The organism is Streptomyces sp. NPDC050743 (assembly GCF_044456925.1).
Taxonomy (GTDB): Bacteria; Actinomycetota; Actinomycetes; order Streptomycetales; family Streptomycetaceae; genus Streptomyces.
Genome location: NZ_JBITGJ010000074.1, coordinates 19,175 through 39,913 on the forward strand (window position 1 = coordinate 19,175; position 20,739 = coordinate 39,913).

Consider the following 20,739-nt stretch of genomic DNA (forward strand, 5'->3'; position numbering starts at 1 on the left):
CTCGGTCAAGCGGTCCTTGCTCCGAGCCGGGCAGGGCCAGGCTGCCTGACCTCACCGGGTGGTATCCCCGGGGGAAACGGGAGCCGGGTTGTGAGCCAAGGCGACCGCCTGCTCCGGCAGCGGTGATGCTGCCGCGTGAGCGACCGGCAGCAGGACGCGCGCGGCATCCCTGGCGTGCCGGGCCGGTTCCGGGGACCCGGAGATGGCCGCCGTGGTGATGGCGCCCTCGGCGAGGAGGACGAGCTGGTCGGTCAGCCAAGTGGGCGCGTCTGCGGCGGCCACGAGATCGGCGAGATAGCGCCGGAAGGCGTCCTTGTGAGACTTCGCGATATCTGCCACCTCCTGCGAGGTCGCTCCCAGCTCGCCGAAGGCGTTGATGAAGCCGCAGCCGCGGAAGTCCGGCTCGTTGAACCAGAGGAACAGCCAGTCGAAGACCGCCAGAATCCGCTGTGCGGGTGCGTCGTAGGTGTCCACGTAGTCGGCCAGGTCGCGGAGCCACCTCGCGTCCCGCCGCCTCAGGTACGCCTCGATCAGGGAATTCTTGGAAGGGAAGATCTGGTACAAGCGCTTGAGGGGCACGGCAGAGGCGGTGCGAATCGCATCCATTCCCACCGCCTGTATGCCTTGGCGATAGAACAGATCCTCGGCAGCGTCGAGAATCCGCTGCTCAGTCGCTTCGAGTTCCACTTTGATCACCTCATCTGAGAAAACGCCCGTTCTCCCACGGTACAGCGCGCCAGGCGACAAGGTGTATTCCCCCGTGCGGACCAGGTCGCCCCTCTGACGACCTGCGCGGATCGGAGCCGGGAGTGCTGCCCGCTGCCCGCCGCCTGCTGCCCGCTCAAGCGAGCGCAAGTCCTGCCCGGGGCACATCCGCCGGCAGGGTGGCGACGCGAAGACCGGCGCGGTCCCGCCGGTGACCCCGTTCCTCGCGTGTTTCGGTCCAGTCCGCCAGGTATTCGACGATGCCCACGCCGCGGCCGTGCTCATCATGGGCATCAGGACGGCGAGAGTGGGGCACGGATGCCGAGGCGCCGGAGTCCGCAACCTCGATGCACACGGCTCGGCCTTCGAAGGTGAGGCCCACGATCATGTCGGCCCGGCCGTGCTGGGCCGCATTCCCCGCGAGCTCGCCGACGATCAGCAGGACGGAGTCCCGATCCTCCAGGGCAACGTCCCATCGGGCCAACAGCGACACGGCGAAGCGGCGGGCTGTGCGTACCCAGCGCTCCTCGGCGGGAACGGCGATCACGCCGTGCCGGTGCATGTCCGTGCGAACACAGGACGGCACAGCGGCCTCGACAGCCGTCCGGGACGACTCGCCGGACGCGCACAGAGCCGTCGGCGGCAGTTGCGTTGCGCTTTGAGAGAGGGGCATGGGAACGCACCCTTGAACTTTCCAGGCTCCGCGTCGGGAGGCTTACATTCTGTGGCTTCTTTACTCGTGGCCGCAGGCTGGGCCGGTGGCCGGGCCGAGGAGGCGGTCCCGCGGCGCTCGTGGCGGCCGAACCGCCTCGGAGAGGTCGGGCTTCGCCGTATCCGGCCTCAAGCCGACCGAGTGGATGACGGCGTCGCCGAACCGACCTTGACATACGCGACGGTCTCTGCTGCGGATGCGGCCTCGTGCCCCGGCCCGCCGTGGACCCGGCCTTTGGACCGGATTCACGGCGCGGGGCGGACGGGGCGGCCCGGGCGGTCAGAGGCCGAGGTCGCTCAGGCCGGGGTGGTCGTCGGGGCGGCGGCCGAGCGGCCAGTGGTACTTGCGCTCCGACTCCTTGATGGGGAGGTCGTTGATGCAGGCGTAGCGCAGTCGCATCAGGCCGTTGTCGTCGAACTCCCAGTTCTCGTTGCCGTAGGAGCGGAACCAGTTGTGCGAGTCATCACGGCATTCGTAGGCGAAGCGCACGGCGATGCGGTTGCCGTCGAAGGCCCACAGCTCCTTGATGAGCCGGTACTCCAGCTCCCGGTTCCACTTGCGGGTGAGGAAGGCGATGATCTCGTCGCGGCCGGTGGCGAACTCCGCGCGGTTCCTCCAGCGCGAGTCCACCGTGTACGCCAGGGCGACCTTCTCCGGGTCCCGGGTGTTCCAGCCGTCTTCCGCCAGGCGGACCTTCTCGATGGCGCTCGCCCGGGTGAACGGCGGGAACGGAGGACGTGATTGGTCAGTCATGTTGTTTCCTTGGGTTTGTGCCGTATTGCCGTCGGCGGGCGTGGGTTCCGCCGGGTGCGGGCCGTCCTGGAGAACGACCGTTTTCGCTGAGTCTCGACTGTACGAGAACGACGGTTCTCACGCAAGAGGGGCGCGCCCCGGATCGGGTCGGCGAACGTGGCCCGTCGGGCTGCTGTGCGGCGATGTCTGGCCGGCGAGGCAGTGCCTCAGAGGTAAGCGGCTGCGGTCAGGGCACGAAAAGAGCAGGTCAAACTGGTCGGACACGGGGGTTCGATACCGTCGTGGCTCGGACAGGGGCGCTCCGAAGTCGAGACACATCAGCTGACCCGCCTCGACCGGGATCGGGATGCATTGACGGCTGCGGCGGCGGACGGCCGGGACCAGTTGGCGCAGGATCTGACTGCTGCGTGGGCGGTCCGTCTGCAGGACATCGCGGAGATGGACCAGGGCGCGGGCCGGGAGCTGCTCGAACCGATCGGCCGACCGGCGCGACAGCCTCCGCCGCCGCTCGATCCGGAGCTGGAAGCGGCGCTGGCCGCGAGCGGCGAACGCATGTTGTCGACGGGCATCACGGCCGATTCGCTGGAACGGGCGCGAGCGATGCTGCTCGCGTCGGTACCGAGCCTCGAGCAGCTCGCCGCCAGGGGCGTCTTCGATGTCGAGGGATCTGCGGCACCTCGATGCGAACGGTGAACTGCACTACGCCGGACGGGCGTCGGAGATGATCCGGACCGGCGGGATCAACCTCTCACCGCTCGAGGTCGAGGACTTCCTGCGCACGCACGACGCGGTGGAGGAAGCGGTGGTGGTCGGCGTCGCGGACCCGAAGGCCGACCAGGTGGCGATCGCGTTCGTCAGGACCACCTCACCGCACGACACCGACGAGGCGACGCTGCTCGCCTACTGCCGGGACCACATCGCCGCCTACAAGGTTCCGCGACGCATCGTCCTGCGGACCACCGCACTCCCGCGACCGCGACCGGGAAACCGGCCCGCACCTCGCTCGTGAAGGAGGCGCAGGCCCTGGGGAAGGGCGGGGAGGACCGACGCCGAGCCGGCCGAGGGCTGCATCTCGGTGCGGTAGCCGTGCGGGCGACGGTGAGGGTGTCCGCTCCGCCGGCAGAACCCGACGGTTCCTCGCCGCATTCAGCGCGATCTCGCCGCGATTCAGGCCCCGGTGCCACCGACTACCGCACCGAGATGCAGCACCGCTTCACCACCCGGAACCAGATCACCAGCACCACCGCCACGCCCTCCACGGCTTGACCAGCGCCGGACACCCGCTCCAGGTGGCCTGACCCACCTGACCCACCGCCCGCGGAGAACTTGACGACGCCCAGAGATGCGATCGTCTCGGCGATCTCCTGCGGCGAACCGAGCCGACCGAACGGGTCCGCTCGGCTCGCCGCAGCGAGCATCGCGACCACCTGATCGCCAGCCGCGCCCCGAGGCCTGCGCGTCGGCGTCCCGAAGGCCACCAGCGCCCTGAGGACGACCGCGGGACGCGTCGGTGGGACGGCTCGTCCCTAAGCGACCGTGAGCACGACCTTGCCCCGGATGTGCCCCCGGGCAATGCGCTCGTGCGCCGCCCGGGCATCCGCGAGCGGGAACGTGCTGTCGATCACGACGCGAATCTTCCCCGCGTCGACCAAGCTCTCCAGTTCGGCGAGCTGCGCGCCGCTCGAGCGGACCGACACGGCCGTGACCGTGACACCCAGCTCCGCGTTCTCCTCGTCGTCGAACTGGCCGAAGTACACCGGGTAGAGGGACCCGCCGCGCTTGAGGGTGCGCAAAAAGCGCCTGCTGTCGGGACCCCCGACGGTGTCCAGGACCAGGTCGACGTCACGAACGACCTCCTCGGGCCGCTCCTTGGTGTAGTCGATGAACTCATCGGCGCCGAGCTCGCGCAGGAACGCCTCGTGGGCGCCGGAGGCCACGGCGATGACGCGGGCCCCCTTCCACTTGGCCAGCTGGAGAGCGAGGTGCCCCACGCCACCGGCAGCGCCGTTGATGAGCACCGTGCTCTTGCTGTCGAGTGCCATCGGGCGGTGCTGAGCCTCCTGGAACGGCGAGGGATGATCGTGCCCGAGCTCGATCAGGAACTGCCACGCCGTCAACCCCGACATGACCAGGGCGGCGGCGTGCACGTGGTCGATGCCAGCCAGCTTGCGGGCGAGATCGGACGCCGGCGCGGTGACGTACTCGGCGTACGCGCTGCTCTGGAGAAGGGCGGGGAAGCGCAGAAGGCCGATCACCTCGTCTCCGACCGCGAAGCCGTTGACGTCGGCGGCGACGGCTTCCACAACGCCTGAGACGTCGGTCCCCGGAATCAGCGGGAGTTGGAACTCGGGCCTGATCTCGGGGGGTATGTCGGGCATCCCCTCGCGTGCATACCGGTCAGGAGGATTGATGCCGATCGCGTGCACGCGCACGAGCATCTCACCCGGCCCCGGCGCGGGAACCGGCGCCTCCTCGTGGCGCAGCACCTCAGGGCCGCCGAACTCGTGCAGCCGGATCGCTTTCATGGTCTGTTTTGGCACAGCGCTCTTCCTGCGTCTCTCGCGGGGCAAATGAAGTGAATCAGCGGTCCGTTTTTCCGGATCACTGATCCGAATATATGGACCACTGATCCGGATAGTCAAGAGGGGTAGATGCGGACCAATGTCAGGACGGACCGCTACCACCTGCTCGCCGCAGCGGGCACCGCCATCAGTGAGCAGGGCGTCGACATGTCACCGCGCGGCATCGCACGGCAGGGCCGACGCCGGACTCGCGACACTGCCCCAGCTCGGCACGCGTGGGCGTCACCCCCGAAAGCCTGAGGCCTGGCGCGAGCAGGATTCCGGCAACCGCAAGGAGCGCCGGACCCGACAGGGAACGTCACCCTCGAGCCTGCAGACGAAACCGCCTCGCTCACGGACCGGCGAACCGGGCCGCGCACTCGGCGGGAGCGGTTCGAGGCCACGTTCGCCAAGGCGGTCGAAGGCGCCGGCATCGAGCCGCGCACTCCCCGAGAACGGACCTCGACCGCCGCGAAGCGGCCGCCGGCGGCACGCACGAACAGTTCGAGTCCCAGGGCGCCTTGCTCGGTCCCCGCTTCTCGCCGGCCTCGGGTCGGCTCAGCAGCTACCGCGAGCCGCCGGGACACCGAAGAGGCGGTCGGCGCATGGTGCGAGCGAGCGTTGATCGCCGAGTCGAGCGAAGCGCCGCCGGCGGTGCAAACAAGTCGGCGCCATCAATCCGCGCCGTGACCGCGCCCCAGGCGCGGACAAGGAGTCGCACACCGGCCGCGCGCACCGTGACGCACGAGGCGGGGAGTGCGGATTCGGTGCCCTCGATGGCGCCTCGCGCGTCAGGAAGTGGCGCAGCAGCGTCGCGATCCCCGGCCTCCGCCCTCCGCGCGATCTCGCGCAGTGACACACCGACGCCCCGCTCACGCATCAGCCCACATCTCCCCCTTGACTATCCGGATCGGTGGTCCATATATTCGGATCAGTGATCCGGAAAAACGGACCATTGGTTCAGGTCGGACCGTAGCGGATACCCACCCCCTTTCGGCGTCACGCCGTCCGCCGCAGCAGCCGGAGGCAACGAGGCCCCGGCCGCGACCACCACCCGTTGAACCGGTGACGCATTGGGCGTAATCCACCGACGTCAAGAAACAAGGACACCCCCCATGAAACTGAAGCTCGAAGTGATCGTGCTGCCCGTCTCCGACATCGACCGGGCCAAGGCCTTCTACGAGAAGGCCGGATTCCGCCTGGACGTCGACTACAAGGCCAGCGAGGACGTCCGGGTGGTGCACTTCACGCCGCCCGGTTCCGAGTGCTCGATCCTCTTCGGCGAGGGGATGACCCCCCTCGCACCCGGCTCGTTCCAGGGCCTGTACGTCATCGTCTCCGACATCGAGGAGGCCCGGGCGGAGCTCACCGGCCGCGGCATCGAGGTCAGCGAGATCTTCCACGACGCAGGCGGCCTCTTCCACGGCCACGAGGGCGGGGACGTCACCCACCGCCTCCCCGGCCAGGAGCGACTGGCCGGCCTGCACCCCGAGCGCGCCTCCTACGCCTCCTTCGCCACTTTCAGCGACCCGGACGGCAACGGCTGGGTGCTCCAGGAAATCTCGGAGCGCCTCCCCGGCCGCTGACCTCCCCCACAAGCCGCCAAGCCACCGTCCAAGAGCTGCTACGGGCCGTGCCCGGCCCGGACGACAGCCAGTGCGGACCAGCACCTCTCGCGGTCCAAACCGAAGACCGGCACCGACCGCCGGGCGAGCGCATGGGCGGGTGCTCTCCGCCGCCCGGCGGTCCGGCTGCCACGGGGCCGCGCTGGCCGCCGCGGCCGTCCCAGCCCGTGACTGCCCCTCCCCCGTGCGGTGCGGCGGCCCCGGCGCCGTCCGGCGGCGGGCAACGGCGAACGCGGCCGGCAAGGGGCCGCGGCCGTGGAGAGTCCGGCCCAGGCACACATGCAATGAGGAACGACACAGTGAGGAACACAGCAGTGACGAACGCAGCAGTGACGAGCGAGACGACCCGCGCCTACGACGTGATCGTCATCGGCGCAGGGCCGGTCGGCGAGAACGTGGCCGAACGCGCCCGCGCCGCCGGACTCAGCACCGTGATCATCGAGCGCGACCTCATCGGCGGAGAGTGCTCGTTCTGGGCCTGCGACCCCAGCAAGGCGCTGCTGCGGCCGGTCGTCGCACGTGCCGACGCAAGCCGCGTACCCGGACTCGACCCGGCCGTCGCCGGCCCGCTCGACGTCGACGCGGTCCTCGCACACCGCGACAAGATGTCCTCCTACTGGAAGGACGAGGACCAGGTCGACTGGCTGGGTTCCGTCGACGTCGACCTCATACGCGGCCACGGCCGCCTCACCGGCCCCAAGCAGGTCGCCGTGCAGACCCCCGAGGGCGACACCATCCACCTGACCGCCCGGCACGCCGTCGCCGTCTCCACCGGCACCCGCGCCGCCCTGCCCCCCATCCCCGGATACGACACCGTCCGCCCCTGGACCAGCCGCGATGCCACCACCGCCACCAAGCCGCCCGGCCGCCTCGCCATCGTCGGCGGCGGCGTCGTCGCCGTCGAGATGGCCACCGCCTGGCACGCCCTCGGCTCCCAAGTCACCATGCTCGTCCTCGAGAACGGACTCCTGGAGCGCATGGAACCCTTCGCAGGAGACCTGGTCACCGAGGGGCTGCTCGAAGCAGGCGTCGACATCCGCTTCAACACCACCGCCACCTCCATGACACGCGAGAACGGCGAAGTGCGAATCACCCTGTCCGACGGCGGACAACTGGCCGCGGACGAGATCCTCCTCGCCACCGGCCGCGCACCGCAGACCCGCGACATCGGCCTGGAAAACGTCGGACTCACCCCCGGCGACTGGCTCACCGTCGACGACACCTTCCGCGTCACCGGCATCGACGGCGGCTGGCTCTACGCCGTCGGCGACGTCAACCGCCGCGCCCTGATGACCCACCAGGGCAAGTACCAGGCCCGCATAGCCGGCGCCGTCATCGGCGCCCGCGCCAACGGCGAGCCCGTCGACGACACCCCCTGGGGCGCGCACGCCGCCACCGCCGACACGGCCGCCGTCCCCCAAGTCGTCTTCACCACCCCCGAAGTCGCCTCCGTCGGCCTGACCAGCCGCGAGATCGAACACAGCGGCCGCCACATCAAGGTCGTCGACTACAACCTCGCCCACGTCGCCGGCGCCCACCAGTACGGCGAGGACTACCGCGGCCACGCCCGCATGCTCATCGACACCGACCGGGGCACCGTCGCCGGCGTCACCTTCGCCGGCCCCGGCGTCGGCGAACTCGTCCACTCGGCCACCATCGCCGTCGCCGGCGAAGTCCCCCTCGACCGGCTCTGGCACGCCGTCCCCGCCTTCCCCACCCTCGGCGAAATCTGGCTGCGACTGCTGGAAACCCACCGCGGCTGACCAAGCCCCCCGCTGGCATGCGGGGCGGTCCTTGCCTGCGCCCGGCGACCCGGCCGTCCGCAGGCAAGGAACGGACCTCCGACGCCCCTCCTTCTCGGGGCAATAGCCAGACCCTCCATCACCTTCACAGGGCACAGCCAGACCCTCTGTCAGAGGGCACAAACCAAGGAAAATGATCATGAATCACACGTTGGACGACGGGCCACCACCATGGCCGGCACTCTCGCTGTCGCAGCAGCCACCCTGCTGACAGTAGGCGGCACCGCATCGGCGACGTCCGACCCGTCCGTCGACCGCACTGCACACGCCTCTCACTCCTCCAGCATCACCGTCCCGTACGGCGACAATCGCGGAGGCGACCGTGACAGCGACCGCGACCGCGAGAGCAGCAACCATCGCATCGACCGCGACAGCAGCGACCTGTATGTCTACGACAGCCACCCCAAGTGGGAGCGGAACGACCACAAGTGGCACCACAACGACGGCCGCCAGCGGCACTCCTACGACGGCCAGCAGTTCCACCGCTGGAACGCCGACAAGTGGGGCACCGTGAGTGCCAAGGCACACGGGCTCAACGACCACACCTCCCGCTGACCCTCGGAGCACAGGACAGGTATGTGCATGTGCCCGGGCACGCGCGGGCACCGACGTCGGAGGGTGTGGGTGCACCGCTGCCGGCTGCCGGCTCACGCTCACGCCGGACCAGCCGGTGAAGGTGCCGACCCGTCTCCTGTACGAACCGCACGACCCCTATGCCGTGCACATCGTCTTCTATGCCGATACCGACGAACCGGTCACCTGGGCGTTCGACCGCGATCTGCTGGCGCAGGGCGTACTCCGGCCGAGCGGAGAAGGGGACGTGCGACTTTGGCCCACCCGCACAGGGCCGGATGCCGTGCTGAATCTCGCGCTGTCCCCTCCGCACGGGGCCGCCCACCTCACAGCCTCCCTCTCAGTGGTGACGCAGTGGTTGGAGCGCACCTACCACCTGATGCCGTCCGGGCGGGAGGGTGACGGCATCGACCTGAATGCCGGACTGTCCCGGCTGCTACACGGGACAGCCTGACGAGAAGACGTCCAGACCGCCGTCAGAGACCTCGTGTCACACCTGAAGTTGCCCCGTGATGGCAGGTTGCCGGGTAAGGCCAGCGCTCGTCGTTGGCACTGAAGGCGATGTCGCCGATGAGCTTCATCCCGGGTCTGCGGAAGGCACTCGCCTTGCCGCCCGCCGCCCGCGCCACGAACTGTCCAGAAGGCCATCCTCCGGCGCGCCGCGAGCAAGCACCCTCGCCTGTGCTTGGAGGGGCCGTCCCCATCTCGACAGGGACCTCGGCCGTAGGGCGCACTCCGCGTCGATTGACGCATCAGCACGGACGGTAGTGACGGCCGTAGGGAGCGGCTCGCCCCTGCCCGCGCTGCACGATACTCTTATCCGGATCAGTGATCCATGTAATTGGACCACTGACCCGAATACATGAACCACCGATCCGGATACTCAAGGGGGACAGATGCGGGCCGACGCCAGGAAGAACCGCGACCACCTGCTCGCAGTAGCGGGCGCCGCCATCAGCGAGCAGGGCGTCGACGTGTCCCTGCGCGACATCGCACGCAGGGCCGATGTCGGTCTCGCCACGCTGCTGCGTCACTTTTCGACACGCGAGGCGCTGCTCGATGCCCTGCTCCACACGAGCTTCGGCGAGCTGACCGCCAAGGCGGACGCCCTCGAGACGGACGACTCGCCCGGCGATGCTCTCGTGTCGTGGCTGCGCGACTGCGTCGGCTGGACCACCGAGTACCGGGGCGCGGTCGTGCTGATGGCGGCCGCCATCGCGGACCCCGACTCCGCACTCCACGCTTCGTGCGTCACCCTGCGCGCGGCCGGTGCCCGGCTCCTTGCCCGCGCCCAGGCCGCGGGCCTGGCACGGACCGACATCGACGGCGACGATCTGTTCGCGCTGGTGGAAGCGCTCGCCTGGCTCGGCGACCAGCGCTCGCTCGCGCCCCACGCCGACCACATCTTCGACGTGGTCGCCAGCGCGCTCCTGACCAGCACGGCGAACAGCGACGCCGAAGGGAGCAGCAGCTGAAATCGTCCCGCACACGGACCGGCGAACTCGCCCCGCACGCTCGGCAGGAGCGGAGCGGCGCCCAGTTCGCCATGGCGGCCAAGGTCGCCGGCGTCGAGCCGCGCGACACCCGGGAGCGGATCGCGACCACTGGGAAGCGGCCGACGAAGATGCAGGCACGCCGGCCGATACGACGTCACCCACATGCTCTCCCGGGACGACCCTGTCCAGCATGACTTCCCGTCAACGGTGAATGGGCAGACGGGCAACCATGATGCCTGGTGCCCGATCGTCCAGGTACTTGCCGACAAAGGCCAGGTCGCTCGCCTCGGACCGAGGGTCGACCGAGACGTACATCCACCTTCCGTCGAGGGTGAGCAGGTGTTCCGTGGCCCCGGGTCGTGTCGTCGTACTCAGGTGCGGGTGAAGTCGCCACTGCCACACGAGCATCCACTGTCCTGACATCACCGGTTGACGGGCCGTCCCGGGGCCGTCAAAGGGTGCTCAACGACGACCAACGCTGACAACCGACGACAGCTAAGCCGCAGGTCACAGCGTTGACCGATTACACGGCCGCAGGTCAAAGACCCGGCCCTTCACTTCTTGGGCTACTGACCACGCTGGGGGCCGAGGTCCGCCCGCGAGCTGCTCGGGCCAGCGCCCCTGGGACCGCCGCAGTACAGCAGCGAAGTACAGCCACCCCACCAGCTGGCGCCAACCGTCTTCGCTTCTAGCCAAATGCGCCACCAGCCCCGGAGACCTCAGCGACCACCATGCCCATAGTTCGTGTCGGCGACGGCTGAATTGTGAGCCACTGCCGACGCTTGGGTTCTTAATGCTACGTGGCGGGAGGGCTCAGCAGCGTCGTCAGCGCCTTGTCCACGGCCGTCTTGATCTGCGCCGAGTCGATCATGGTGTTGAGGGAGAAGGTGACCTGGCGGCTGTGGTCGCCGGTGGTGTAGCTGTAAGTGGTGTATCCCAGGGTTCCGCCGGTGTGACCGTAGGCCGTGCCGTACGCCGCGTTGGTGACGCGGTCGATCCCGAGTCCGTAGGGCGACTGGCCCGGCAGCGGCTTGACGCCCTGCATGGCGTGGAGCAGGGCCGGGGGCAGCAGCTTTCCGCCGATGAGAGCGCTGAAGAAGCGGTTCAGGTCATGGGTGGTGGAGATCAGCGACCCGGCCGTCGACGCCGCCGACATGTTCTCCTCGGTGACGTCGGTGAGTGGGGAGCCCGGGCCGTTCATGCGTACGTAGCCGTGGGCGTGCGGGCCGGGAATCCTAACGGAGTTGTCCGGGAAGGACGTGTGGTGCAGTCCGAGGGGTTTGATGAGCCGGTTGGTGATCTCCTGCTCGGCGCTCTTGCCAGTGGCCTTCTCGATCAGCATGCCGAGCACGATGTAGTTGGTGTTGGAGTAGCGGCCGGAGGTGCCCGGAGCGAAGGCCGTCTGGATCCCAGTCGGCCCCCTTACGATCGGCCTGAGCGCCTGGGGCTGGCTGCTAACCACCCGGCTGTTGCTGTGCGCGACAGGCCAGTTGCCCTGGCGGCTCATGGCCTTCCTCGACGATGCCCACCGCAGGGGTGTCCTCCGGCAGGCCGGGGCCGTGTACCAGTTCCGGCACGCCCGACTGCAAGAACAACTCGCCACCACCGCGGCCCGGATCAGCTCGTGACCGTGGCGGGGCCGGTCGAGCGTGCGCGGCGCCGCTCCATGGCGCGCCCCGGGTGGGACGCGTTCATCATGCAGCGTAAGGATGCTGAGGACAGTTCCGCAGAGGTTCGGACGGACGCCGAACGGCTCGCTGCCCGGTTGAACTGGAACCACTGGCCTGAGGTCGTCGCCCCCGTACGAGGAGGATCCGGACGACACGATTGACTTGGACGGTGTGGATCTTTGCAATTTCTCTCGCGGGCAGCGCGACCGCCTCGAGGCGGGGGCTTGCACGTGACCGAAACCAACGTCACCCGGCGGCGCACTCGGCGAGGACCAGACAGCCCGCGGCCGGTTCATCAAGAGCAGGTGAAACTCACCCAGCTCACAAGCCAAGAAGCCGAACGTGAAGTTGGGGAATGGGGCCAACAAGACCGGCTGTGCCGTGACCCGTCGCTGATTCCTGAACGGGATACGAGGAGGGCGCTCCGCGGCTGCTCGGTAGTCGCGGTGGTCTCCTCCACGGAGGAGGCCGCGCGCGGCGGGGCCGCCGGGGCAGCCGCCGTCACATGCGTTCCAAAACCGGCCGCGGACGGCGTCGCGCCGGGGGCAGCCTGGGACCGGACGGCGCCGTGAAGTGGTCGCACACACCGCCGTACTCGGGAAAAGCGACGCCGGTTTCTCGCTCCATGGCGGGGAAGAACTGCCTGGCTTCCGGGAACTGGCCAGTGGTCTGCCAGGCGTAGTCGGGGCCGTCGGCGAGGGCACGGCGGATCAGGCGCCGCCCAAGGCCCTGACGCTGCCTTAGGATGGAGATCCTGTCGATGCTGCCGACGCGGCACACCTCGCACACCCTCCACACCAGAACGCCGATGTCGTACCCATTCCGGTCGAACATCCGGATGCGGCGGTGTCCGGTCGGCTGCCGGGGCGGCCAGTAGATGAACCTCACCTCCTGACGGCGGGTAGCAAACAGGATCCACCTCCACCGCAGAGGTGACAGGTACTCAGGGACGGCTGGTGGCACAGGCTTCTCCTTACGGGTCAGGGTGTGGCCTTCGCCAGGTCGACTGAGTTGTAAATGGGGAACACATTGTGCAGTCCCGTGATCGTGAAGATCCGACGGACGTCCCGATTGGCGATGACCAGTCGCAGCTCGCCACGACAGGCGCGGATGCGCTTGAGGATTCCGACGAGCACGCCCAGCCCCGTCGAGTCGATGAACGTCACGCCGAGCAGATCGACGATGAAGCGGCGATCCCCTTCCTGGATGAGCTCGACTACGTGCTCCCGGAACTGCGGCACGGTGGACACATCCGCCTCACCGTAGACCTCCACGACGGTCCAGCCGCTGTCGCTGCGGTGACTGATCTGGAATTCGTGCTGCATGGTCCAACTCTCCGCCATGCCATGGGCCAAGGCTGCGGCGCATACCTTGCGCACATTCGTTCTGAATATTCACGCAGCGAGGTTGGGCCCACCGTTCCCGACATCGTCCCCATCCGCAAAAACCTGTGAAGCGAACCGGTGATGGCCCGGCTGATCATCACTGATCCCGAGAGAGCCGCGGCTGCGGTCTTCCCCCGCGAGACCGGGAATCGATTCGTGCAGACGATGAGCCCGGCACGACAGTGCCCCTCCCGCCCGTCGAGAACGTGCTTCGGCGGAACGCCAGGCGCGTGAGACACAGAGAGGCTTCAATGTCACACGACAGCTGAGCCTTCCCAGCCGACCTGCGGAAGCCCCGCGGCGGCCGAGGGCGACTCGGCAACATTCTGTGTCACTTCAAGGGGAGAGCTCCCGTGCATCGACGCTCCACCATCAGCCGCTGGATACGCGATCGATGGTTCGGCAAGAGCCGCCGAGCCCAGGCGGAGATCTCGCGTGGCGGGGTCGTCGACCAGCACGCCACCGAGTTGGCGGCACTCCTCACCGTTGGGCTAAAGACACGGGTCGTGCTGCGCCGACGCTCCGACGGCACTGCCCTATTCCTGCTGGACGCTGACGGTCGCCTGCTGCGCAACTTCGGCGGCGATCGACAGGCGAGCAAGGACCGACGGGAACTGAAGGCGGACTCGCCTATCCCAGTTGCGATCATCTTCCGCGACCCCGCCCTCTGGTACGCGCCCGACCTGCCGGTGATAGTCCACCTCGAACCGGTAGCCGGCACATCGGTGGGCTCCGCCGGCCAGTGGGGCCACACCGTCGCCGACGCCACCACGCACATCATTCGCCACTACCGGCCTGCCCTTGATCCCACGGCAGAGCCAGGACTCTCGGACATCCTCGGGAGTGAAGTCCCGGCGCTGGGGGCGTCCGATGGCTGACTCCGGCCAGGGCGCCTCGTCCGCGATGGTGCACCGGATGCCACGCCGTCGCAGGCACTGAGTCATGGCTACCCCAGGGGTGCTGAACACGATCGTGTGTTCTGCTCTGGCAGGTGCCCATCCTCAACGACTTCGCCATGCGCCATCTCGGTGCCAGCCCAGGCCGACGACCTGTACGAACTTGCGTCCGAACCGCAGGGCAGGTCCCACGATCGCACTGGCGGCTAAGCGGATGACCTGAAGTTCTGCGCGGTATCCGGGAGTGTCGCCCGAGCGCTACGGCTTCGATGACACGGGGACCTCGCCGGGTGTTGCATCGATGTTGAGCAAACTGCGACAAAACCGGCGAGGTCGATGCCAGTATGCGCCCGGCAAGCGTGTTCGCCAACTGTCCTGGTCCGGCCTACCAGCAGTGGGACAGCTACCACGGGGAGCCCAAGCCGGTGCCCTGCCCCGAGTGCAACGCCGGGGCGGCTGTGGAGAGCACCTGTACCGCGACCATGCTGCACGCTCTCTGGGGCCGGGTGCCGCGCGGCCGGCTCGCTGGGCACTACGACGAAACGCTCCAGCCGGTCCGGACCGAGGACCCCGACTTGGCTGACCCGGGCGGGTGGCACCAGAGCAAGCCGAACAAGCAGGGCGCCCAATTCGTCTGGTGTGACACGGCGGATGGGGCGGTGCCGCACGGGCCGCGGTGCCCGACCTGCGGGCCCACCTCCCTCGAGGCGCACCCGCGGATCCCGGGCATCCTGCGGTGCTCGAACTGCACGGAACACCTCGGGTAGTACGCGGAGGGTTCGAGCTAATTAGGCCGACGTGAGGCGCCGGCGGACCGCCTCGCCGCTCACATCGAGGAACTCGGCTATGGCGGTGTGGTGCTGGTTGTAACGCCTGGTGTACTCGTCGTCGTCCACGTCGCCTCGTCGCCAGTAGCTTCCCAGATGCTTGCCAGCCTCGTTCAGCTCCTCAAGTGCCGCGTGCAAGGCAGGGTCCCGAGTAAGGATTTGTAGTCGAACGGACGACCGCCTGTGAGCGGCGAGGTCGAAGCCATTGACGCGGTCGTCCATGCCCAAGACCGCCTCTTCCCAGATGCGATTCTCGAAGTCTGCCGCAGAGGCAGCGACCAAGGCGCACTGCTCCAAGAGCAACTCCGATAGGCGCGTCCTGTCTTCAGCGCGCTTCATGAGGTGTTGCCCCAGCATCGCGATGGCAGCACCGACAACCGTCGCGAGCAACGTCACCCAGGCGTCCATAGTCGGCATCATTCCCCTGCTGGCGCTCAATGAATGCCGAACGTGGCTGTAGGCGTCTGTCTTCTTGCACCACGCATGCCGGGGCGCGGCCCCCTTCGGCAGTGGCGCAGAGCCACTCACCGGCCCCTGCGGGCACCCCCGAGCGTGCGGCCGACTCCTACCTGTGGTCAAAGATCACGTTCCAGAAGGTCCTGGCCGGTGCGTCGGATGCTACGGATCTTGAGATACCCCCTCACGAATCTGCGGCACTTCGGCTCGAAATCCGGCCGGTACGTCCGCCTGGCCGACCAGCCCCGCCTGCGCCCGCTGTTCGGCGCTCGCTACAGCCCGCACGACAACCCGGTCGAGCGGATCCGGGCCGCACTGAAGGCCTTCCTCGCCAACACCGCCGTCACCTGGCCAGGCCGCCAGCGCCAGGCCCACGCCTTCTTCCGACAACGCTCACCCACCCAGATGCTGACCACAGCCGCACCCTGGTCCTCGCCCTGGCTGCCGAAGCATTACGCGCAGAACTTCAGGCAGGCCGCTTAGATCAGGTGGGGCACACCGGGCCGGGCTTCTGGCCGGCGAGGTATGCTCCGCGTTCTTCCGGTGTGAGGTCTCGGCCAACGGCCTGACAGATCCTTTTGATCGCTGTGGCCTGGTCAGGCAGCTCCAGGTCCCACAACCGCGTTGACAGTGGCCAGTTGGAACTCCCCATCCGCGGCCATCTGCCGGGGAGTCAGATGGCCGCGCGCACGGATACAGTCCGTAACTACACTTTCAGATCGGCTCGGTGGCCACGGCCAGCAACGCCGCTACCTTCAGCGGCAAGGTCAGCCTCGTCAGCGGCTATGTCCACGCGCCCGTGCGACGAGCCACGCTGTGCCGGCCGATACTGCCGTTGCAGCAGCCATCGCCACCGCCCAGGTCCACGATCCCTGTTCCAGCAGCTGCCCGGGGTCAGCGTGCCAGGGCATCGAGTGGGTGGTCGCAAACCCCATGGTGGTGAAGCCCGCGAGTCCCGCCGAGAAGGCCACGTGGCGTCGATCCTCGAAGGGTGCGGTTCCTTTCGAGGGACAGCTGAGCTGGGAATACGCTGATTGACGTGTGGTCGGTGCCGTCGTACTTCTACCGTGGCGAGGTGGAGGTGGGGCGCCGTGGTGTCGTTACCGGAAGAGCTCCAGGCGCGGGAGGCCGCGGCTCGACAGCGGGTGGAAGAACTCCAGGCTGAGGCTGCGGAGTTGGCTGTCCGGCTGGAGAAGGCCCGGGCGGATCTGTCGCGGTTGGAGATCACGCGGGAGACCGTCGAGCAGGTGCTGGCGGAGTTGTCGGCCGCCCAGGCAGCGCCGGAAGCAGAGGCGCACGATGCGCCGGAACCCAAGGAGGCGCCGACGCCTCACGGTATCGGTGTGATGGCGGTGCCGCCGTGGCGGGAGGGCCTGGTTGCTCAGGTGTTGCCGGATGTGTACCGGGACATCGTGGAGATCGTCGCTGATGCTCGGGGTCCGTTGCAGGCCAAGCAGATCGTGCCGCGGATCGGGCTGGAGGCCACGACGGCGAAGATCGAGGGGACGCGGGGGAAGCTGAAGCGTCTGGTGGAGCGGGGCTGGCTGGACGAGGGCACGCCGGGCCGGTTCACCCTCGCCCGCCATGACGGGAACGCCGACCGGGCCAACTCCCGGTGACCAAGGGGCTCTTCTCCGTAGATTCGAAGGTGCCAACCAAACGAACCGCAGAAGAGCCGAAGAAGAGCCCCAGATGGAACCCTATGACGCCTTATCCGGGCCTGATGCGTATGCCGCCTCACGTGGCGCCTTCGAACGCCTCGTCTCGACGCTGGCCGGCGCCCCAGCGCGGGATATGGCTCATGACGAGCTGGAGGTGCTGCTCGAACAGCAAGGACGCGAGTTGCTACGGCAGTTGATGCAGGATCACCTCGACCTGCGGGCGAGGATGGAAGAAACGACGGCCCGCATCAGCGCAGGGCAGCCGGCGGTGCGCGGGCCGGAAGGCCAGCCGCGGACCTGGCGGGAGACACACCATCCCCGCTGGCTGACCTGCGTGTTCGGGCCGGTGCGGGTGACCCGGATCGCCTATCGCGGCCGGGGCGTGCCCAACGTGCACCCGGCGGATGCGGACCTGTCGCTGCCCATCGGCCGGCACTCCCGCGGGCTTGCCCGGCTCGCGGTCCTGGAGGCGGTCCGCGGTTCGTTCGACCAGGCCCAGGCCGCGATCGAGCGCCGGTGCGGCAAGGTACTGGGCAAGCGCCGTCTCAAAGAGCTGGTGGTCGCTGCCGCCGTCGACATCGCCGCCTACTACACGGCGAAGATCCCCACCCCGTGCACCCGGGAGATGCCGCTGGTCATCCAGGTCGACGGCAAGGGCGTGGTGATGCGCCCCGAAGCACTGCGCGAGGCCACCCGCCGGGCCGCGGCCAAGAGCGCGGCAGCCGGACGGCGCGGACGCCTGGCCCCGGGTGAGAAAGCCAACCGCAAGCGCATGGCGACCGTGGCCTGCGTCTTCGACACCGCGCCCGCCCCACGCCGGCCGCACGACATCGTTCATCCGCCCGGCGGCCGCAGCCAGACCCGGCCGGTCAGGCCGGGCCCGACAGCGCAGCACAAATGGTGCACCGCCTCAGTGATCCGTTCCCCGGAACAGGTCATCGCCGACGCCTTCGACCAGGCCGAGGCCCGTGACCCGCAGCATCTGCGGGACTGGATTGTGCTCGTCGACGGCGCCCGCCACCAACTCGACCTGATCCAGGCCGAAGCCGCCCGCCGCGGCATCCGCCTCAACGTCCTGCTCGACTTCGTGCATGTCGCCGAGTACTGCTGGACGGCTGCACATGCTTTCCATCCGCCCGGCAGCCGCGAGGCCGAGACCTGGGCCGCGGACAAACTCACCGCGATCCTCGCCGGACATGCCGACCGCGCCGCCACCGAGATGACCGCTCAGGCTGCAGCCGAACGGCTTCCTGCCGCCCGCCGCGAGGCAGTCACCACCTGCCACCGCTACCTCACCGGCCACCTCGATCAGCTCCACTACGACACCGCCCTCGCAGCCGGCTGGCCAATCGCCACCGGCGCCGTCGAGGGCGCCTGCCGCCACCTGATCGCCGACCGCCTCGACATCACCGGCGCCCGCTGGGGACTCGACGGCGCCGAAGCCGTCCTCCAACTCCGCGCACTGATCACGAACGGCGACTTCGACAACTACTGGGCCTTCCACGCGGCTCATGAACATCAACGCCTCTATCCCGGCCCCGACCAGCGGAAGTACAGCCTCACGGCTTGATCCTGACCGTCACTTCAGAGGATCCGCACCCATTGCCGAAGGGCCGGTGGACCGCGCTTCGGATGGCCTGGTCGACTCGGCGGTCCTCAACGAGTTCATGGAGATGGCGCTCCGTCCGGTTGGGCGCGCAGCAACGAGGTGGATGGATCTATCCGCCGAATGCTCCCTGGCAGAAGGCCGTGTCTCGGGCCAGGCTCCGGTAGGTCACGCCCCTCCGGGAGCTGGGCATGGAGTGGGCGTGACGGAGCAGGTCGCCATGTGGCCCTTACCTGATGGGATGCTCATCAGTTGATGGTGCGTGTGGCAGCAAGACTCCTCGGCGCACCCGGCGGTCGCTGAACCAGGCTCGTACAGCGCCCGTTTCCTGGATCCGTACGGTGGAGAAGGGCGGATGCCGGGTGAGGGAAAGACCGCTTCACTGGTGGTGCCCGTGTTCCTGGGGCCGGGCAAGGAACCGGACGAGATGCTCGCCTCGAAGGCGTATGAGGATCTGGCGAAGCTGCTGACCGCGCTGCGGGCGCATGATGCCGAGACGGTTGAGCAACTGACTATGCCTCAGGCTGCCGGCCGGTCCGTGGTGGCGTCGGTCTCCGCGGGTGCAGAAGGTGGGGTCGGCGGGGCGGCCCGGGGGTTGTTGCCGTTCTCGACGCGGCGGGATCCGGCTCAGCTGGCGGCGTTCATCAACTCGTTCCTGTCGTTGAATGGTCATGCTGGTTGATGTGGCACCTGAGCACGTGGAGGGGTGGGCGGAGGAACTCGCCTCGCTCACTGCGGGGTTGGGGCACTTGTTCGCGCGGCCGGAGCCGCGGGAGGTGTTCGCGGACCTGGTCGAGGGCCTGCTGTCGGACCCGGGCAGGAAGAACGGCTGGACCATGGCCGGGCGGGCCGGGCACGCGACCCCTCACCGGATCCAGAAGTTCCTCGGCGAGGCGTCCTGGGACGCGGACGCCCTGCTCGCGGAGGTCCAGGACTACATCGCCGCCGAACTGGGCGACGCGCAGGCGACGCTGGTCCTGGACGACACCCAGGTGATCAAGAAGGGGACCCGCTCCGTCGGGGTGTCCCTAAGCGGCCAGAGCGACTGAGGCTGTAGAGGGCAGGTCTTGTTCGACCCATACGCACTTGCCCCCCGTTGAGGAGCGGCAGCCCCACCTGCGGCACAACTGGGCGATCATCAACAGGCCTCGGCCGTTCTCGTCGATGATGCGGGCATGGCGCAGGCGCGGGTAGGAGCCTCCACTGTCGAATACTTCGCAGGTCAGGACTTGGTGCTGGATGAGGCGGAGCCGGATCGGGCCGGCGCCGTGGCGGATGGCGTTGGTGACCAGTTCGCTGACGACCAGTTCTGTGGTGGGCACGAGATCCTCCAGCCCCCATTCACTGAGTTGACGGGTGGTCAGGTGCCGGGCGGTGTGGACGGCGGTCAGCTCGAGCGGCAGGTCCCAGGAGGCGATCTGGGCCGCGTTGAGTGTGCGGATCCGGACCAGGAGCAGAGTGACGTCGTCGGATGCTGCCTGAGTCGGCACGGTTTCCATCACTGAGGAGCACAAGTCTTCCAGGGACTGATCGGGCTGCGCCAGGGCGGCGCCCAGGCGGTGCATGCCGACGTCGATGTCCTCGTCGCGGGACTCGATCAGGCCGTCGGTGTAGAACGCGAGCACGCTGCCTTCGGACAGTTCCAGTTCCACGGCCTCGAAGGGGATGCCCAGTCCGACGCCGAGGGGGGCTCCTGTGGGGACGTCGGGGAAGGTGACCCGGCCCTGGGGATCGATGATCGCGGGCGGGAGGTGCCCGGCCCGTGCCATCGTGCACTGCCGGGTGGCCGGGTCGTAGATGGCGTACAGGCAGGTAGCGCCCAGAACCACGGGGAATTCGTCCGGGCCGTCGGCGTCCTCCTCGGCCAGCCGGCGGACCGTGTCATCGAGGCAGGCCAGCAGTTCGTCGGGGGGCAGGTCCAGGTCCGCGAGCGTGCGGACGGCGGTGCGGAGCCTGCCCATCGTCACTGCGGCGTTGATGCCGTGTCCGACCACGTCCCCGACGACGAGGG

Annotated in this window: 24 protein-coding genes and 1 pseudogene; 15 read left to right on the forward strand and 10 right to left on the reverse strand. The window is 68.5% G+C overall.

What is annotated here, in order from left to right; translation table 11 throughout:
- Positions 1 to 51: 51 nt before the first annotated feature.
- From ACIBJF_RS40010 to ACIBJF_RS40020, 3 genes are all read right to left on the reverse strand, one after another.
- Complete coding sequence (locus tag ACIBJF_RS40010) at positions 52 to 687, reverse strand: TetR/AcrR family transcriptional regulator (RefSeq protein WP_399181516.1); 636 nt, start codon at positions 685 to 687, stop codon at positions 52 to 54.
- Positions 688 to 841: 154 nt separating this feature from the next.
- Entirely contained in the window at positions 842 to 1,252 is a 411-nt protein-coding gene (locus tag ACIBJF_RS40015; RefSeq protein ID WP_399181518.1) for an ATP-binding protein, read from the reverse strand.
- A 444-nt stretch (positions 1,253 to 1,696) separates the two neighbouring features.
- Complete coding sequence (locus ACIBJF_RS40020; RefSeq protein ID WP_399181520.1) at positions 1,697 to 2,170, reverse strand: DUF1348 family protein; 474 nt, start codon at positions 2,168 to 2,170, stop codon at positions 1,697 to 1,699.
- 351 nt (positions 2,171 to 2,521) lie between these two features.
- Between ACIBJF_RS40020 and ACIBJF_RS40025 the strand changes: the two genes are divergently transcribed.
- Positions 2,522 to 2,863 carry a hypothetical protein gene (locus ACIBJF_RS40025; protein ID WP_399181522.1) on the forward strand — a complete coding sequence of 114 codons (342 nt, stop codon included), beginning with the start codon at positions 2,522 to 2,524 and terminating at the stop codon, positions 2,861 to 2,863.
- The gene (locus ACIBJF_RS40030; RefSeq protein WP_399181524.1) at positions 2,826 to 3,179 is read left to right on the forward strand and encodes a hypothetical protein; all 354 of its coding nucleotides are present in this window, start codon (positions 2,826 to 2,828) and stop codon (positions 3,177 to 3,179) included. The genes ACIBJF_RS40025 and ACIBJF_RS40030 overlap by 38 nt, the downstream gene beginning before the upstream one ends.
- A gap of 178 nt (positions 3,180 to 3,357) precedes the next feature.
- On the opposite strand, the gene ACIBJF_RS40035 is transcribed toward ACIBJF_RS40030, so the two are convergent.
- Both ACIBJF_RS40035 and ACIBJF_RS40040 read right to left on the reverse strand, forming a co-directional pair.
- Positions 3,358 to 3,588, reverse strand: coding sequence for a hypothetical protein (locus ACIBJF_RS40035; RefSeq protein WP_399181525.1), 231 nt, complete (start codon positions 3,586 to 3,588; stop codon positions 3,358 to 3,360).
- A gap of 108 nt (positions 3,589 to 3,696) precedes the next feature.
- Positions 3,697 to 4,695, reverse strand: coding sequence for an NADP-dependent oxidoreductase (locus ACIBJF_RS40040; RefSeq protein WP_399181558.1), 999 nt, complete (start codon positions 4,693 to 4,695; stop codon positions 3,697 to 3,699).
- A 1,151-nt stretch (positions 4,696 to 5,846) separates the two neighbouring features.
- Here ACIBJF_RS40040 and ACIBJF_RS40045 point away from each other — a divergent pair.
- The 5 genes from ACIBJF_RS40045 (at position 5,847) to ACIBJF_RS40065 (ending at position 10,206) form a co-directional block, all read left to right on the forward strand.
- Positions 5,847 to 6,317, forward strand: coding sequence for a VOC family protein (locus ACIBJF_RS40045; protein ID WP_399181527.1), 471 nt, complete (start codon positions 5,847 to 5,849; stop codon positions 6,315 to 6,317).
- A 323-nt stretch (positions 6,318 to 6,640) separates the two neighbouring features.
- On the forward strand, positions 6,641 to 8,119 hold the full coding sequence (locus tag ACIBJF_RS40050) for a dihydrolipoyl dehydrogenase family protein (protein WP_399181529.1): 1,479 nt from the start codon (positions 6,641 to 6,643) through the stop codon (positions 8,117 to 8,119).
- Positions 8,120 to 8,329: 210 nt separating this feature from the next.
- Positions 8,330 to 8,713 carry a hypothetical protein gene (locus tag ACIBJF_RS40055; protein ID WP_399181531.1) on the forward strand — a complete coding sequence of 128 codons (384 nt, stop codon included), beginning with the start codon at positions 8,330 to 8,332 and terminating at the stop codon, positions 8,711 to 8,713.
- A 115-nt stretch (positions 8,714 to 8,828) separates the two neighbouring features.
- Positions 8,829 to 9,185, forward strand: a complete 357-nt coding sequence (locus tag ACIBJF_RS40060; RefSeq protein ID WP_399181533.1) for an SsgA family sporulation/cell division regulator — start codon at positions 8,829 to 8,831, stop codon at positions 9,183 to 9,185.
- Between the two features lie 442 nt (positions 9,186 to 9,627).
- Positions 9,628 to 10,206 carry a TetR/AcrR family transcriptional regulator gene (locus tag ACIBJF_RS40065; protein ID WP_399181535.1) on the forward strand — a complete coding sequence of 193 codons (579 nt, stop codon included), beginning with the start codon at positions 9,628 to 9,630 and terminating at the stop codon, positions 10,204 to 10,206.
- Between the two features lie 817 nt (positions 10,207 to 11,023).
- Here ACIBJF_RS40065 and ACIBJF_RS40070 read toward each other — a convergent pair.
- The gene (locus ACIBJF_RS40070; RefSeq protein WP_399181537.1) at positions 11,024 to 11,734 is read right to left on the reverse strand and encodes a serine hydrolase domain-containing protein; all 711 of its coding nucleotides are present in this window, start codon (positions 11,732 to 11,734) and stop codon (positions 11,024 to 11,026) included.
- Between ACIBJF_RS40070 and ACIBJF_RS40075 the strand changes: the two genes are divergently transcribed.
- Positions 11,733 to 11,855, forward strand: a complete 123-nt coding sequence (locus tag ACIBJF_RS40075; RefSeq protein WP_399181538.1) for a hypothetical protein — start codon at positions 11,733 to 11,735, stop codon at positions 11,853 to 11,855. The two genes, ACIBJF_RS40070 and ACIBJF_RS40075, sit on opposite strands and share 2 nt — an antisense overlap.
- 543 nt (positions 11,856 to 12,398) lie before the next feature.
- Here the strand turns inward: ACIBJF_RS40075 and ACIBJF_RS40080 are convergent.
- Together ACIBJF_RS40080 and ACIBJF_RS40085 are read right to left on the reverse strand one after the other, a co-directional pair.
- On the reverse strand, positions 12,399 to 12,785 hold the full coding sequence (locus ACIBJF_RS40080; RefSeq protein WP_399181539.1) for a hypothetical protein: 387 nt from the start codon (positions 12,783 to 12,785) through the stop codon (positions 12,399 to 12,401).
- Between the two features lie 92 nt (positions 12,786 to 12,877).
- Positions 12,878 to 13,222, reverse strand: a complete 345-nt coding sequence (locus tag ACIBJF_RS40085) for an STAS domain-containing protein (protein WP_399181541.1) — start codon at positions 13,220 to 13,222, stop codon at positions 12,878 to 12,880.
- Positions 13,223 to 13,635: 413 nt separating this feature from the next.
- On the opposite strand from ACIBJF_RS40085, the gene ACIBJF_RS40090 reads away from it, so the two are divergent.
- Positions 13,636 to 14,160: a hypothetical protein gene (locus ACIBJF_RS40090; protein WP_399181542.1), complete on the forward strand. Its 525-nt coding sequence runs from the start codon at positions 13,636 to 13,638 to the stop codon at positions 14,158 to 14,160.
- A 362-nt stretch (positions 14,161 to 14,522) separates the two neighbouring features.
- Positions 14,523 to 14,945 carry a hypothetical protein gene (locus ACIBJF_RS40095; RefSeq protein WP_399181544.1) on the forward strand — a complete coding sequence of 141 codons (423 nt, stop codon included), beginning with the start codon at positions 14,523 to 14,525 and terminating at the stop codon, positions 14,943 to 14,945.
- 21 nt (positions 14,946 to 14,966) lie between these two features.
- Here ACIBJF_RS40095 and ACIBJF_RS40100 read toward each other — a convergent pair whose 3' ends face one another.
- Complete coding sequence (locus ACIBJF_RS40100) at positions 14,967 to 15,413, reverse strand: hypothetical protein (RefSeq protein ID WP_399181546.1); 447 nt, start codon at positions 15,411 to 15,413, stop codon at positions 14,967 to 14,969.
- A 279-nt stretch (positions 15,414 to 15,692) separates the two neighbouring features.
- On the opposite strand from ACIBJF_RS40100, the pseudogene ACIBJF_RS40105 reads away from it, so the two are divergent.
- From ACIBJF_RS40105 to ACIBJF_RS40125, 5 genes and pseudogenes are all read left to right on the forward strand, one after another.
- A pseudogene (locus ACIBJF_RS40105) lies at positions 15,693 to 15,944 on the forward strand (IS630 family transposase); the annotation flags it as partial.
- A gap of 608 nt (positions 15,945 to 16,552) precedes the next feature.
- Positions 16,553 to 17,080, forward strand: coding sequence for a hypothetical protein (locus ACIBJF_RS40110; RefSeq protein ID WP_399181548.1), 528 nt, complete (start codon positions 16,553 to 16,555; stop codon positions 17,078 to 17,080).
- 73 nt (positions 17,081 to 17,153) lie between these two features.
- Positions 17,154 to 18,692 carry an ISKra4 family transposase gene (locus ACIBJF_RS40115; RefSeq protein ID WP_399181559.1) on the forward strand — a complete coding sequence of 513 codons (1,539 nt, stop codon included), beginning with the start codon at positions 17,154 to 17,156 and terminating at the stop codon, positions 18,690 to 18,692.
- A 391-nt stretch (positions 18,693 to 19,083) separates the two neighbouring features.
- The gene (locus ACIBJF_RS40120; protein WP_399181549.1) at positions 19,084 to 19,410 is read left to right on the forward strand and encodes a hypothetical protein; all 327 of its coding nucleotides are present in this window, start codon (positions 19,084 to 19,086) and stop codon (positions 19,408 to 19,410) included.
- Between the two features lies 1 nt (position 19,411).
- Positions 19,412 to 19,777, forward strand: coding sequence for a transposase (locus ACIBJF_RS40125; protein WP_399181551.1), 366 nt, complete (start codon positions 19,412 to 19,414; stop codon positions 19,775 to 19,777).
- Here ACIBJF_RS40125 and ACIBJF_RS40130 read toward each other — a convergent pair.
- Positions 19,757 to 20,739 (reverse strand): SpoIIE family protein phosphatase (locus ACIBJF_RS40130; RefSeq protein ID WP_399181552.1); only part of this gene is annotated, 983 nt, incomplete at its 5' end. The genes ACIBJF_RS40125 and ACIBJF_RS40130 overlap by 21 nt on opposite strands.

What these genes read in the sequence shown, in the direction of transcription:
- ACIBJF_RS40035 (WP_399181525.1), bottom strand. Translation starts at nt 3,588, where the DNA reads ATGCTCGCTGCGGCGAGCCGAGCGGACCCGTTCGGTCGGCTCGGTTCG.
- ACIBJF_RS40030 (WP_399181524.1), top strand. Translation starts at nt 2,826, where the DNA reads ATGTCGAGGGATCTGCGGCACCTCGATGCGAACGGTGAACTGCACTAC.
- ACIBJF_RS40065 (WP_399181535.1), top strand. Translation starts at nt 9,628, where the DNA reads ATGCGGGCCGACGCCAGGAAGAACCGCGACCACCTGCTCGCAGTAGCG.
- ACIBJF_RS40055 (WP_399181531.1), top strand. Translation starts at nt 8,330, where the DNA reads ATGGCCGGCACTCTCGCTGTCGCAGCAGCCACCCTGCTGACAGTAGGC.
- ACIBJF_RS40100 (WP_399181546.1), bottom strand. Translation starts at nt 15,413, where the DNA reads ATGGACGCCTGGGTGACGTTGCTCGCGACGGTTGTCGGTGCTGCCATC.
- ACIBJF_RS40095 (WP_399181544.1), top strand. Translation starts at nt 14,523, where the DNA reads ATGCGCCCGGCAAGCGTGTTCGCCAACTGTCCTGGTCCGGCCTACCAG.
- ACIBJF_RS40085 (WP_399181541.1), bottom strand. Translation starts at nt 13,222, where the DNA reads ATGCAGCACGAATTCCAGATCAGTCACCGCAGCGACAGCGGCTGGACC.
- ACIBJF_RS40070 (WP_399181537.1), bottom strand. Translation starts at nt 11,734, where the DNA reads ATGAGCCGCCAGGGCAACTGGCCTGTCGCGCACAGCAACAGCCGGGTG.
- ACIBJF_RS40020 (WP_399181520.1), bottom strand. Translation starts at nt 2,170, where the DNA reads ATGACTGACCAATCACGTCCTCCGTTCCCGCCGTTCACCCGGGCGAGC.
- ACIBJF_RS40120 (WP_399181549.1), top strand. Translation starts at nt 19,084, where the DNA reads ATGCCGGGTGAGGGAAAGACCGCTTCACTGGTGGTGCCCGTGTTCCTG.
- ACIBJF_RS40075 (WP_399181538.1), top strand. Translation starts at nt 11,733, where the DNA reads ATGGCCTTCCTCGACGATGCCCACCGCAGGGGTGTCCTCCGGCAGGCC.
- ACIBJF_RS40050 (WP_399181529.1), top strand. Translation starts at nt 6,641, where the DNA reads ATGAGGAACGACACAGTGAGGAACACAGCAGTGACGAACGCAGCAGTG.
- ACIBJF_RS40115 (WP_399181559.1), top strand. Translation starts at nt 17,154, where the DNA reads ATGGAACCCTATGACGCCTTATCCGGGCCTGATGCGTATGCCGCCTCA.
- ACIBJF_RS40040 (WP_399181558.1), bottom strand. Translation starts at nt 4,695, where the DNA reads ATGAAAGCGATCCGGCTGCACGAGTTCGGCGGCCCTGAGGTGCTGCGC.
- ACIBJF_RS40045 (WP_399181527.1), top strand. Translation starts at nt 5,847, where the DNA reads ATGAAACTGAAGCTCGAAGTGATCGTGCTGCCCGTCTCCGACATCGAC.